We start from the raw sequence: 13,602 nt of genomic DNA on the forward strand, positions 1-13,602 counted from the left end.
CATTAGCTCTACTTTACGAACTCCTACGAGTCAATTTTGAGCTTTTATACGACTTTTTAGCAATACTTGACTGATTAAAAGCCATTAAAGTATCGCTATTAAATAGTTTTAGGATTTTACTTCTTTCCAGTTTTCTTAAAAAGATAAGCAAAAACCTTGAGCAGGTTTTTGTTTATAATAATAAATATATCGTATAAGAGAGTGATAAAAAAGACAGCTATTTCTTATATAGATAGCGATACCCAGTTTACACACATTAGCAAAAGGCAAAAATAATGACAGTAAAATTTATTAATACGAATCCCACAGCAAATAGTATGCTTTCTTGGTTACAAAAATGCTGTAATGATAATCTCAAGCAAGGGGCTAATATCAAGTCGGTTTTTCTCTGTGAATATACTAGAGGGATAGAAGGTAAAAAAACCGTACAGCAACGTGCGACGAAGAAGGTTATGGCAAGGATGGAAAACATCTTGGACAAAATCATCGTTGACGAGAATTTTAATTTCGATGAAGCTGTTGAATGTTTTGAGAAAGGTTCAATTTTGGTTAAGGGCAAAGTTGATAGTAAAAGAAAAAGCTATTTTTGTAAGGGTTTAAAATATATTGAAGCACAAAAAAATAGTCCCGCCATTGAATCAACAGAATTATTACAAGTATATTCTTTGTCTAAACCTGTAATTGATAAAGGTTATGTTCAGGAACAAGTTAACCGAGGCAAAAAACCTTCAAAGGCGAAGAAAACGATTCGTATTGATAAAATTAGCCTCCGAGATCGTTTACAGAAGAAATACCCTGAACGAAGTGAAAAGGAAATACAATTTATCATTGATCATGAATTGGAAAGACTAGAAACGGAATTTAATAGCACCTTTGAGTTTCTGGAAAAAAATAGAAGGGATATAACTATTGATAGTATTAAAGTTATTTACTATCGGTTATTAGGATGGGAATACTTGCATAATGAGAGTTTAACTATTGAAGATATTAGTCTCAATTTCATCATACCCATCGTTGATACTAAGGTAGGAAGATGCAAAACCCCAGAGGAAAAATATATTAAGGAAGGGGAAAAACGAGAGGAAGCGATGGAGAAAACTGATCTACGTCTTGAATGGCTAGAACTGTTTTTTGAAGACTACGGTATCACTTCAGTAGGAACTGCTGACAAATATATTGATAGTTTCATTGCTATGAGCAAGTTTTATTATAAAGGGATTACCAATAAACGTAGATATAGTAATTACGAAGATATTGAATTTATCTGTGCTTTAAGGGTATTGAGACATCGATGTGCTGAAACCATGGTGCGAAGAAAGGTGAAGCCAATTATGTTAAATTACTCTGAGGTTATCCAAGTAATGAAATCTCTCAAAGCTGATTTTGATCATCAATTTTATGAGAGTATAAGCACTGCAAAAAACAATAAGCAATACATACAAAAAACTGAAAAAAATAATATTCAAAAAGCTAAGAGTTTACAAAAATTCCTGATGTTGATGTTAGTGACTGTTTATCCCCCTGAGCGTCAGAGAACACTTCGTGAGCTTACTTTCGCCAAAACTCTTAAGTTTGGTACTGTGGATGAGCTAGGATTTTTCAAGGAATTAAATCCCTTTGAGTATCAAAATAATGGGGGTATGTATTTTATTTTCTTAAATCCTGAAGACCATAAAAATGGTAATGAGTATTACCAAGATGCTTTGTTTAACAGGGAGTTTGAGGATGGTACTTGTGTTTATGACTATCTCAATCTCTGGTGGGGTACATACAGACAATATTTAGTCAAAGGTGATACTAACACTTTCTTTGTTCGACAGAATAAGGGAGACCAACATAATTGCAGTTCAGTTTGGGGTATGTTTACAAGTTTCTTTTACAGAAAAGCCAGAGTGAAAGTCAACCCCCATCAGCTACGGCATATCTTTGCTACCTATATCAATGAATGTGAGGATGCAGGAGAGAATGTGAAAGCATCGGCGGCTTATCGTATGCGTCATAGTGTAACTATGTTTAACACTATTTATAATCAACAGAGTCAGGCTAGTAAAAGTAAAAGTATCAATTCTTTCTTCTGGACTTTGGACAAAGAAGAAAAGATTAGCGTATTTTCTACAATAATAAAAAAGAGAAAACAAGTTTCTTTATCATCCGCCGTATAATAGCTGAAAATACTGTTAAATTGAGGTTTTTTTAAGAGGCTTTTTTCTTACTTGCCATTTTTTTGACGGTAGGATAACGTAATCTTGGTGATAATTTTGTGCCTTTTTTGCGTCCCGATGAATAACCTCGGACTTTGGGTAAAGGTACTGCCGTGCCAAAGGTACAAATTATTCTTTTATAGTCTCGTTGCACAATACTGGGTGTGATTTTATCGGGCATTTTTTTCAGATGATATTTCTGCCAATCAGGGGTGACTTGTTGCGCTAAATTTCTACTTGCCCATAAATTTACATAACTTAAAAAGACTAATTCTACCCAGTTGTTTTCTCTTTCAACGTTCGTACTATAATAGCTGTTTAATAATAATTTATTCTTCGCAAACCTGAACAAATGTTCAATATCAAATCTTCTGAGGTATGCTTGATAACAATCAAATAAACTAAGATCATTTTTCCTTTTCCCCATCACAATTAACCACATGGGTTTGAATTTTAAATTACCTTGCTTATCTTTTAAAGTAATCCTTAACAAATTAAAAGGTTTTTGTTGCATTTTTTGCTCTTTATTACCTTTCATTACTAAGTTATGCCAACATTTTATTTCTAACTCAATAATCTCATCTTTATGATTAGTAATAGTTGTGGAAAATTGCTCATCAACCTCATGCCATGTACTCTCATCTTTGAGGTCAAATTTATTACCATACCATTGGGGATGTCCTCTTCTTTTTGGTTGATTATTATCAATTTTGGGTAGAGTATAAAACACTCTACTACAACGAGAGCGAGTAATAGTTACTAAATTATTATAATTAGTTAAATCCCCTAAAAAATATTGATTACTATAATAAGAGTCCGCCGTAACCACTGATAATTTATCTTGATTAAATTCAGGACAATTATTGAATAAAGTATTAATTTGTTTCTTGGCAGTTTCACTTTCTGTTGAACAACTACTAACTCGTTCAGTGGAGAAAGGAATGGACCAATTATGCTTAGTTATTTCATCTCTTTTTAAAAAAGTTAAAATAGAATATTTATGTCCTAAAGTAATGGGTTTTTGGCCAAAAATAGATGAGGGTTTATGAACAAATTCTCTATCTATCAAAGTGGGAGAATGGCTTCTATCCATATTGGTTATATCCAAAGCAAATAAATTAAATGGTAATTGTTCTTCAAGACTTAAAGTAGAAATAATTAATTCTTGTGTTTCTTTTATTTGTTGTTTTCTAATTTCAGGATTAGAAGAAAAAGAATTATTAATTCCTTTATATACAGAGTTATAATTATAGTTAAATAAATCATTCTCAGATATAGCAACCGCAGTATTAGCACCCTCTATATTGGAACTTAAACTATCAATTATATTCATTATTGCGCCCTTTCGATTGGGGAATAAAGAGGATAAAGAGTTTCTAAATGAAATCCATTTTTCTCTTTCTTCTGTATTATAATGATTTGGATTAATCATGCACATTAACTTCCTAATTAGTTATAGTATTTATAACAATAATTATAGGAGCAAGTTAGTAAAACTAATGACTAAAAATAAGAAGATAAACCTTGAAAAATATACCCTTAATCTATTTTAAAATAACCCCTTCTTTTCATTAGCGTAATATCTATGCTAATCGTTTTTTATTTGTCCAAAGTCCAGGACTAAAGACGCACTCAGTAAAAGATTAGATAGTGTCAAAACTCGGCTAAATACAATCACTCTCGAAGTATTCTGTATTATTAGAGTTTTAGTTACTGGGTTATTAATTTTTGTAGGGAAAATTGTATTTTTCTCTAACTCTAATTTTCCTTAATTCAAAAAAAGTTCAACTACTAAAATTTAGTATTTTTAGAAGTTTAAGTAAATTTTATCAGCGTTTTTAATTCTCGATGTGATTAACTTTATATCTTCTTAATTCAAGAATTGCTATAATTTTGGCTTAAGAAACTTAGGCTTCTAAATATGACTTTAACATCTTATACAGGCATTACTAATGCGGCGGCAGGTTTTTATACTTCCCATCAAACAGAAACAAAAGATTCTAATTGGGAGTTTTTATTTACTAGAGCCATAGAATTTCGTCAAGAGACTATTTATTTTATCATTGTCGATCGCTTTTTAGATGGTGATGATAGTAATAATCAGGTGGTTAATCCCAACTTATATGATTCTTATCGGCATTATTGGGGAAATAATTTGGGAGAGGACATAAAAGGTATAATGGAAAAAGAGGATAATCTTAAGGGTTTGGGTATAACTGCTATTTGGATTTCTCCATTATTTGAGCAAGTAGAATCATTACAATTTGATAATGCACCAATGCACGGATATTGGACAAAAGATTTTAAACGTATAAACCCCCGCTTTTTACCAGAAGGAGAAGAAAACTCTCTTTTTAAATGTACCGCTTTAAATCGATTAGTTAATCAAGCTCATCATCTAGGAATTAAAATAATTCTGGATATTGTTTGTAATCATAGTAGTCCTGATGTTAGTGGTGAAAAAGGAAAACTTTATGATGATGGAGTTTTAATCGCTGATTATTATCACGACACTAATAATTGGTACTATCACAATCCCGAAATTACTGATTGGGAAAATGAATATCAATTACTATATTATGAAATGGCCGGTTTAGCGACTTTTAATGAAAGTAATATTAACTATCGTAATTATATCAAATCGGCTATTAAACAATGGTTAGATATTGGTATTGATGCTTTAAGAATTGATACCGTTAAGCATATGCCATTATGGTTTTGGCAAGAATTTATGGGAGATTTAAAAACCCATCGCCCAGATTTATTCGCTTTTGGAGAATGGGGTTTTAGCAATCCTAAAGATGGTAAATCACCTCAATTTGCCAATGATTCAGGGATGTCAATTCTCGATTTTGGTTTATCCGGTGCAATTCGTGAATGTTTAGCAAAAAATGCTTCAGGAGGATTTCAATTAGTACAGGATGTATTTAACCTCGACTATCTTTACAATACAGCTACAGAATTAATCACCTTTTTTGATAACCATGATATGCCCCGTTTTGGTAGTTTAAACCCCGATGGTAACGCTTTAAGGTTAGCTGTGATGTTAATTATGACTTGTCGGGGTATTCCTTGCATTTATTATGGCACAGAACAATATTTACATAATGATACCAATGGAGGAGAAGATCCTTATAATCGCCCCATGATGGAAAAATGGGATACGGATACCCCTATTTATCAGGATTTAGCAAAATTATCAAAATTAAGAAGAATTAATCCAGCAATTTCTCTTGGTAGTCAAGTCGAAAAATATATTAATGAAGATATTTACTGTTTTTTAAGACGCTATCGAGATTTTCGTTGTTTAGTTTGTTTTAATAAATCTTACTATTCTCAAACAATTCAGTTACAAAATACCGAATTACCGGATGGAGAATATTATTGTATGCTAACTCAGACTAAAATTGAAGTCATTAATGGGAATGTGAGTAATTTAACATTACCTCCTCAAAGTGTCTTAATTTTTAATTATATTGGCGAAAAAGTCAAAGGTAAGACTATTATGAGAGTCCAAATTAACGGTATTAAAACTCAATTAGGAGAATCAATCATCGTCATCGGAGATTGTCCAGAGTTGGGTAATTGGGATATTAATAAAGGATATACTCTCGAATATATTAATCCTAATACTTGGTTTGGTGAAATTCCTTTTAATGAAACGGCAGGAAAAGCCATTGCTTATAAGTATGCCCTAGTCAAAAATAATCAAGAAGTAATTAGAGAAGAAATATCAGTTCGTCGTTGGATTTTAGCTCATGATGGTATTGCTAAATGGGTTGATATTTGGCAAAGATAATTGAAATTAAATCAAGTTAAATAGTGAATAGTGAATAGTGAATAGTGAATAGTTGATAGTTGATAGTTAATAATGAATAGTTGTAGAATAGGCATCTTGCTACTTAATCAATTCTCCTAGTCTTTTAGTCTTCTAGTCTTCTAGTCTTCTAGTCTTCTAGTCTCCTAATTCCTAATTCCTAATTCCTAATTATTGTTAATCTTCGGCGAAAATATAACGGTATAATTCGCTCTTGTCAGGTTCTGGACTGGCTTCTGCAAATTCTACCGCTTCCTCAATATCCTGTTGTACCTTCTTATCTATAGTGTCTAATTCACTTTGAGAAACAATGTTATGTTCGGTTAAATAAGTGGCAAATTTTTTGATAGGATCTCTAGCATTCCAAAATTCTTTTTCTGTAGGATCTCTTAATTCATCTGGATCTGCTAAAGAATGTCCTCGAAAACGATAGGTTAAAGCTTCAATTAATGTTGGTCCTTCTCCTGCTCTAGCACGTGCGATCGCCTTTTGTGCTACGTCTCTGACTGCTAATAAATCCATGCCGTCAACTTCATAGCCTTCCATATTGAAAACACTGGCTTTTTTATAAATTTCAGGTTGGGAAGTTGCCCTTTCATGGGCCATACCGATAGCCCATTTATTATTTTCAACTACATAAAGAATCGGTAGTTTCCATAATGCCGCCATGTTAAGGCATTCAAAAAATTGACCATTATTACTAGCACCATCACCGAAAAAACAGACGGTAACTTGATCGAAATCTTCCCCTAAAGCCTTTTTACGATACATACTTTGATAAGCTGTACCCGTAGCTACGGGAATACCTTCAGCAACAAAAGCATAACCTCCCAGTAATTTATGAGGTTCAGAAAACATATGCATCGAACCACCTCTACCCTTACTACAACCAGTAACTTTTCCAAAAAGTTCTGCCATAACTTCCTTAGCTGGTACACCACTACTTAAAGCATGAACGTGATCTCGATAAGTACTACATACATAGTCTTGATCAGGACGTAAAGACTTGACAATTCCACTAGAAACAGCTTCTTGTCCATTATAAAGGTGAACAAAGCCAAACATTCTACCACGATAGTACATTTCAGCACACTTATCTTCAAATAAGCGTCCTAAAACCATATCTTCATAATAAATTAAACTTTCTTCTTTACTAATTTTAACTGTAGAATAGTCAAATTTGGGGAGAGTTCTTTCTTCAGCCATAATATTTTATTTTAGTTATTCATAGATCATTATTAAGTATCGGTGAATAATAATCAATTATTTGATGATGAGGCGATAACTTTTAAGAAATCATCAACGGTGATGATAGGGCAGGAAAAATCATCTTTGAGAGTCAACAAATCAGCGTCTCCAGTTATTAAATAATCGGCATTACCGACTAAAGCTAAAAGCAAAAAAGGTTCATTAAAAATATCTCGACAAGATGGAATATTCGGTAAGGGTTCAGTAATTTTTACCGTATCACAAAAAGGAAGATAATCAGATAATAAATCTTCTTGATCAGTTTTTCTTAATTTGAATTTAGGATAAGCTAAAACTCTGATTAATTCAGTAATTGTGGTAGAGGAAGCTAAAGGAATAAAAAGATAAGATTGCCATGCTTTGCGTATTTTAGCTATATTACCACTAAAAATTAAAGCTGAGACTAAAACATTGGTATCAAGAACAACACGCAGTTGATTGCTCATGATTCACGACTCCAAGCCACTGCCGAAGCAATATCTTCTTCCGTTAAATCTAAAGCTAAAAGTTTCATTCTCACTGCATCAGCTCGTTGAATTTTGACGGGAGTAAGGATAATTTGTCCATGTTCTAATTTAATGTCAAAATATTCACATTCTCCAATTTCTTTAATTATTTTCTTGGGTAAAGTTAGCTGATTTTTTGCCGTTAATTTACTAAGCATAATTAATTTTCACCATGGATTAAAATAAAAGGTAAGATTTCCTTACTTTAGCAAATTATGAAAAAAAGTTTAGTAAAAAAATTAGCAATTAAAAATAACAGGCACAATGCCTATGTCACAATACATTATTATCTAATACTCAGAAATATGAGTTAAAATTTTCTTGTCTATCAGTGAGTAAATGTTAAAATCTCAAATTGGTAAACAACATCTTCCTGCAATCTCAATAAAAAGTAAGTCGTGCAAATTTCTTTAGATTACTACCGCATTCTTGGCATTCCCCTTCAAGCTGAATTAAACTTGATTGAACAAGCCTATCAAGATCGCATTCTTCAGCTACCTCATAAGGGTTATAGTGGATATGCCATTACTTCTCGCAATAATTTACTTCAACAAGCCTATAATGTCTTAAAAGATGATCAATCTCGATGGGAATATGAATCCTCTTTCTTTTTACCTGTGACAGAAAAGGATGATTTGATCGATGATACAGAAGAAATAAAAGAAATTGAAGAATCCTTAGAACTATTAGAGGAAAATTTAGATGTAGTTGAAGATACATTTATTGAGATTGACGAAAGTTTATTTATTGGGGCGCTAATTATCTTATTGGATTTGGGAGAATATGAGCTAGTTATTACCTTAAGTCAACCTTATTTACAAGATAAAAGTAGTTTAAATAATTTTACCGATCAAGAAGATGAAGTAAGCCAAATTGCACAAGATTTAGTTTTAAGCATGGTTTTAGCTTATTTAGAATTAGCAAGAGAACAATGGCAGGAAAAACAATACGAATTAGCATCTAATTCCTTGACACAATCTTATCAGTTATTATTTCAAGAAGATTTATTTCCCAGTTTGAGAAAAGAAATTAAGCAAGATTTAGGAAAATTACACCCTTATCAAATATTAGAGTTATTAACCAGAGATAATAGTGACACTTATGGGCGACAAAAGGGAATTAAATTACTCAAAGAAATGTTTAATAGTCGAGGAGGGATAGAAAGTTCTCAAATTGACGAATCTGGGTTAGATATTGATGGTTTTTTACGGTTTCTTCAACAAATAAGGGTTTATTTAACGGCTGAAGAACAACTGGTATTATTTGAAGAAGAGGCACAACGTCCTTCCCCGGCGGCGGGATATTTAGCAGCTTATGCAGGCATTGCAAGAGGTTTTACACAAAGACGACCAGAATTTATTATTAGAGCAAAAAATAGCCTTATTTCTCTTACTATTCATCAAGATGTTTATTTAGAGCAGTCTATTTGTGCTTTACTTTTAGGACAAACTGCTGAAGCTGAATTTTCTTTAAGTCAAAGTCAAGAACAAAAAGTAATTGATTATATTCAAGAAATGTCACAAGGATCTTCCGATCTTTTGCCTGGCTTATGCCTTTATACAGAAAAATGGTTACAAACAGAAGTTTTTTCTCAATTTAAAGATTTAACTTCTCAAAACCCTTCCTTACAAGAATATTTTGCCAATGATCGAGTACAAGCATATTTAGAAACTATTACCACTCCTTTAGTTAAAGGTTTAGAAGATAGTAAAATGTTTTTTTCTCCTGAATTAGAATTAGCAGGTGATACTCAAAGTACTTCATCTCAATCTTATTCTTTTACCCCATTTAACGAGCTAAAAGACAAAATTGATGATAAACAAATTATTAATCAAAATAATTCTTCATCAGCTACAACTGAAATTGATAGAAAGTATGATCATGAGGGAAATCAAAGCATCGGTTTATTTGTTTCAGAAGAATATACAGAAGATCATCAAGACTTAATTGGTTTGGATGATTTTCTTGACTCAGAAGTAGAAGAAATACAAGAAGATTCTTCAGAATTTACCGAAAACTCTATTACAAAAACTAAGTCTGATGATGTTTCTCAACTAAATAAAAAATCTTTAAAAACTAATTCGGGAAATAATAGTAGCTTGATTATTTGGTCATTATTAAGTTTATTTTTCTTAATTATTATTGCTTTTGCGGCTTCAAAGTTACTCTTGTCTTCTAACTCTTCCGAGGAAAAATTAGAAATTTCTCTTTCAGAGCCTTTGATAGATTTATATCTAATTAACGGAGAAACAACTCAAAATACGAGTACATTAGACAAAATTACGGCGTTGAAAATTATTAATCAATGGTTAAATGCCAAAGCTAAAGCGACGGGTCCTGAATATAATTCTAGTGAGTTAACCAAAATCCTAATCGAACCACAGCTATCTCGATGGGTGGGTAATAGCCGTGATTTGAGAAGTAGAAATGCTTATCGACGTTATGAGCATCAAGTGAAAATAGAGTCTGCCGAAGTTAATCCTCAAGATATAACTCAAGGAGTGATCACCGCTAAAATTAAAGAACAATCCCAATATTATCGTAATGGTGCATTAGTTCCCAGTTTATCCTACCAAGAAGATTTATTGATCAAGTACGAATTAGTCAAAGATGGCGATGGTTGGTTCATCAAAAACAGCAAGGTAATAAAGAATGAGGAATGAGGAATGAAAAAGCAAAAAGTGCCAAGACAATTAACTTCAGATCAAAAACTTGCAGGAGGATACCTGAATATTTGATAATGAGCAATGGAAACAAGATCATATCACAATCAATTATCATGGCATCGGAAATTGAATCTCAATTACAAATATTAGCTCAATTAGCGCAAAAAGCGATCGCCGAAGCTGATAGTTTACAAAAGTTAGAAGAGTTAAGGATAGGCTATTTAGGGAAAAAAGGGCAATTATCCTTAATTTTAAAAGAAATGGGCAAATTATCTGCTGAAGATCGTCCTCGAATTGGTGCAGTTGCTAATGAGATTAAAACAGAAATACAAAATAATTTAACTAATCAACAACAACAATTACAACAAGGAGAAATTAACCGTAAAATTTTAGCAGAAACTATCGACGTCACTATGCCAGGAGTTGGTTATCCCATTGGTAAATCTCACCCCTTACAAAGCACCATCGATAAAGTCATAGATATTTTTGTAGGTTTAGGATATACCATAGCTGAAGGGCCACAAATAGAAAGTGATTACTATAATTTTACTGCCTTAAATACTCCTGAAGATCATCCTGCCAGGGATATGCAAGATACATTTTATTTTGAAGATGGAAGTTTATTGCGGACTCATACATCATCAGTACAAATTAGGTACATGGAAAATAATGAACCACCCTTGAGAATTATTGCCCCGGGTAGAGTATATAGGCGAGATACTGTTGACGCTACTCATTCTGCGGTTTTCCATCAAATCGAAATTTTAGCTATTGATAAGGGTTTAACATTTTCAGATCTTAAAGGTACAATTAAAGAATTTTTACGTCAAATATTTGGCGATGATTTACCGACGTTATTCCGTGCGAGTTATTTTCCTTTTACTGAACCTTCAGCGGAAGTTGATGTACAATGGCAAGGAAAATGGTTAGAAGTATTAGGCTGTGGCATGGTTGATCCTAATGTCTTAAAGGCTGTAGGATATGATCCTGAAGTTTATAGTGGTTTTGCTGCGGGGTTAGGAGTTGAGCGTTTTGCGATGATTTTACATAAAATTGACGATATTCGCCGATTATATAATAGTGATCTCCGTTTTCTTCAACAATTCTAAGATTCTTTGAATATTAATCAATAATATCAAGATGGGAAATAGATAATGGTGATAAGATGATCCAATAAATAAATTGTTCATTACTATTAAAATCATTATGATTCATTTCAAATTTTTCATTCCTAATTCCTAATTATTTTGGAGTTTATTTGTGTTTTTTAGTGTTGTTATTCCTACCTATAATCGTTTACCCATTTTAAGAAAGTGTCTTCTAGCTTTAGAAAATCAACAATTTGATACAGATTTAGTTAAGAATTATGAAATTATTGTAGTTGATGACGGTTCAACTGATGAAACTATATCATGGATTACCACTGAAAAAGCCTCTTTACCTCACGTTAAACTTTTTACTCAAAATCACAAGGGAGCAGCCACAGCTCGTAATTTAGGGATACAAAAAGCTATAGGAGATTGGATTATTTTCATTGATAGCGACCTTGTTGTAACATCATCTTTTTTACAAGCCCACGGTAAAGCCTTAGTAAAAGCACAAAAAAGTATTAATAGTGATCGCATTTTTACCTATGGTGCGGTAATTAATACCTCTAATTTTGATGATCCCACATCTGAGCCGTATAAAATCACTGATTTTTCAGCTGCCTATTTTGCTACGGGAAATGTAGCGATCGCCAAGAAATGGTTAATTGAAGCAGGATTGTTTGATCCCATGTTTAAACAATATGGTTGGGAAGATTTAGAGTTAGGAATAAGGCTAAAAAAACTGGATCTAAAATTAATAAAATGTCCTAAAGCAGTAGGCTATCACTGGCATCCAGCATTTAATATAGAAGAAATACCTAGGCTGATTGAGCAAGAAATTCAGCGAGGAAAAATGGGGGTATTATTCTATAAAAAACATCCCATTTATGAAGTAAAAATGATGATTCAAATGACATGGATACATAAACTACTATGGGGTATTTTATCCTTCGGAGGCACATTAAATGAAAAAACCCTTCAACCTCTTCTACAATGGCTAATTAATCAAGGAAAACCGCAATTAGCATTAGAAATAGCGCGTATTTTTCTTAACTGGTATAACGTTAAGGGAGTTTATGCCGCTTATCAAGAAATGAAGTAAGATTATTTAATTTATCGAAAAATGATAACTAAAATAAATTTTGTACATATAATACTGTTAGACAAAAATTAAGATTACTCACATAACAAACTTTTATTAAAATTTGCGGAGAAAAAATTATGACAGAAGTTATTTTTGCTATTATAGGTGCGATTGTCGGTTTTGGTATTAGTTTCTTTTTGAATAAAGATAAAATATCCCAAGAAGATGCTGAAAAAGATAAAGAAAAAGCGTTAACTCAAGCAGAAAATGATTTTGAAATAAGAAAACAAGAGTTAATTGCATCCTTAAAACAACAATATCAAGATGAAGCTAATCAAAAAATTGCTGACACAGAGAAAGCATTTGAAGGACAAATTCAAGATTATCAAAATCAAGTAGAAGATTATGAGACTCAAATCAAGAATCTAAGAGAAGTAATAGCCAATCTTAACACAGAGATAGACAATCTTAATAGACGAATAGAGCCACTTATTGAAGAGATAGAAACTTCGAGAATACCCTCTGAAGGAATAATAGTTGAAGAGAATCCAAATGATGACGAATCTTTTCAACCATTATATACAGGAGAGGAAACTACTGAATTAGAATATCAGTTAGCCCCTTCAAATGATAGTTTTGATTTTCCTAGTGAAGAAGAAGCAGAGTTAACACCTTTAATGGAATTAGAAGAAGAATCCCTCGAAAATGATGGTTTTGATTTTCCTAGTGAAGAAGAAGAGTTAACACCGTCAATGGAATTAGAAGAAGAATCATCTTCTTTTGAGGAGACGGGTTTAGATTTTGTTAGTGAAGAAGAAGAGTTAACCCCTTTAATGGAATTAGAAGAAGAATCCCTCGAAAATGATGGTTTTGATTTTCCTAGTGAAGAAGAAGCAGAGTTAACACCGTCAATGGAATTAGAAGAAGAATCTCTCGAAAATGATGGTTTTGATTTTCCTAGTGAAGAAGAGGCAGAGTTAACCCCTTTAATG

Annotated in this window: 9 protein-coding genes and 1 pseudogene; 6 read left to right on the forward strand and 4 right to left on the reverse strand. The window is 32.4% G+C overall.

The window, feature by feature from the left end:
- Positions 1 to 275 precede the first annotated feature (275 nt).
- Positions 276 to 2,162, forward strand: a complete 1,887-nt coding sequence (locus FWJ34_RS13210) for a hypothetical protein (RefSeq protein ID WP_308255794.1) — start codon at positions 276 to 278, stop codon at positions 2,160 to 2,162.
- A gap of 31 nt (positions 2,163 to 2,193) precedes the next feature.
- Here FWJ34_RS13210 and FWJ34_RS13215 read toward each other — a convergent pair whose 3' ends face one another.
- Positions 2,194 to 3,534, reverse strand: a complete 1,341-nt coding sequence (locus FWJ34_RS13215; RefSeq protein WP_308255795.1) for a transposase — start codon at positions 3,532 to 3,534, stop codon at positions 2,194 to 2,196.
- A gap of 588 nt (positions 3,535 to 4,122) precedes the next feature.
- Between FWJ34_RS13215 and FWJ34_RS13220 the strand changes: the two genes are divergently transcribed.
- Positions 4,123 to 6,000: an alpha-amylase family glycosyl hydrolase gene (locus tag FWJ34_RS13220; protein WP_308255796.1), complete on the forward strand. Its 1,878-nt coding sequence runs from the start codon at positions 4,123 to 4,125 to the stop codon at positions 5,998 to 6,000.
- Between the two features lie 195 nt (positions 6,001 to 6,195).
- On the opposite strand, the gene pdhA is transcribed toward FWJ34_RS13220, so the two are convergent.
- Genes pdhA through FWJ34_RS13235 form a run of 3 tightly spaced genes read right to left on the reverse strand, consistent with a single transcriptional unit; the run spans position 6,196 to position 7,930 of the window.
- Entirely contained in the window at positions 6,196 to 7,224 is a 1,029-nt protein-coding gene (gene pdhA / locus FWJ34_RS13225) for a pyruvate dehydrogenase (acetyl-transferring) E1 component subunit alpha (RefSeq protein ID WP_308255797.1), read from the reverse strand.
- Positions 7,225 to 7,277: 53 nt separating this feature from the next.
- Positions 7,278 to 7,712 (reverse strand): putative toxin-antitoxin system toxin component, PIN family, encoded by a 435-nt coding sequence (locus FWJ34_RS13230; RefSeq protein ID WP_308255798.1) that lies wholly within the window; start codon positions 7,710 to 7,712, stop codon positions 7,278 to 7,280.
- Complete coding sequence (locus tag FWJ34_RS13235; RefSeq protein WP_308255799.1) at positions 7,709 to 7,930, reverse strand: AbrB/MazE/SpoVT family DNA-binding domain-containing protein; 222 nt, start codon at positions 7,928 to 7,930, stop codon at positions 7,709 to 7,711. The genes FWJ34_RS13230 and FWJ34_RS13235 overlap by 4 nt, the downstream gene beginning before the upstream one ends.
- Positions 7,931 to 8,170: 240 nt before the next feature.
- Between FWJ34_RS13235 and FWJ34_RS13240 the strand changes: the two genes are divergently transcribed.
- From FWJ34_RS13240 to FWJ34_RS13255, 4 genes and pseudogenes are all read left to right on the forward strand, one after another.
- Positions 8,171 to 10,435: an IMS domain-containing protein gene (locus tag FWJ34_RS13240; RefSeq protein ID WP_308255800.1), complete on the forward strand. Its 2,265-nt coding sequence runs from the start codon at positions 8,171 to 8,173 to the stop codon at positions 10,433 to 10,435.
- Positions 10,436 to 10,551: 116 nt separating this feature from the next.
- The gene (gene pheS, locus FWJ34_RS13245; RefSeq protein WP_308255801.1) at positions 10,552 to 11,547 is read left to right on the forward strand and encodes a phenylalanine--tRNA ligase subunit alpha; all 996 of its coding nucleotides are present in this window, start codon (positions 10,552 to 10,554) and stop codon (positions 11,545 to 11,547) included.
- A 151-nt stretch (positions 11,548 to 11,698) separates the two neighbouring features.
- On the forward strand, positions 11,699 to 12,628 hold the full coding sequence (locus tag FWJ34_RS13250; protein ID WP_308255802.1) for a glycosyltransferase: 930 nt from the start codon (positions 11,699 to 11,701) through the stop codon (positions 12,626 to 12,628).
- Positions 12,629 to 12,747: 119 nt separating this feature from the next.
- Positions 12,748 to 13,602: pseudogene (locus FWJ34_RS13255) on the forward strand (hypothetical protein); the annotation flags it as partial.

Source organism: Geminocystis sp. GBBB08, assembly GCF_016743215.1.
Classification (GTDB): Bacteria; Cyanobacteriota; Cyanobacteriia; order Cyanobacteriales; family Cyanobacteriaceae; genus Geminocystis.

Coding starts and splice junctions, on each gene's coding strand:
- FWJ34_RS13210 (WP_308255794.1), top strand. CDS start 276: ATGACAGTAAAATTTATTAATACGAATCCCACAGCAAATAGTATGCTT.
- FWJ34_RS13215 (WP_308255795.1), bottom strand. CDS start 3,534: ATGAATATAATTGATAGTTTAAGTTCCAATATAGAGGGTGCTAATACT.
- FWJ34_RS13220 (WP_308255796.1), top strand. CDS start 4,123: ATGACTTTAACATCTTATACAGGCATTACTAATGCGGCGGCAGGTTTT.
- pdhA (WP_308255797.1), bottom strand. CDS start 7,224: ATGGCTGAAGAAAGAACTCTCCCCAAATTTGACTATTCTACAGTTAAA.
- FWJ34_RS13230 (WP_308255798.1), bottom strand. CDS start 7,712: ATGAGCAATCAACTGCGTGTTGTTCTTGATACCAATGTTTTAGTCTCA.
- FWJ34_RS13235 (WP_308255799.1), bottom strand. CDS start 7,930: ATGCTTAGTAAATTAACGGCAAAAAATCAGCTAACTTTACCCAAGAAA.
- pheS (WP_308255801.1), top strand. CDS start 10,552: ATGGCATCGGAAATTGAATCTCAATTACAAATATTAGCTCAATTAGCG.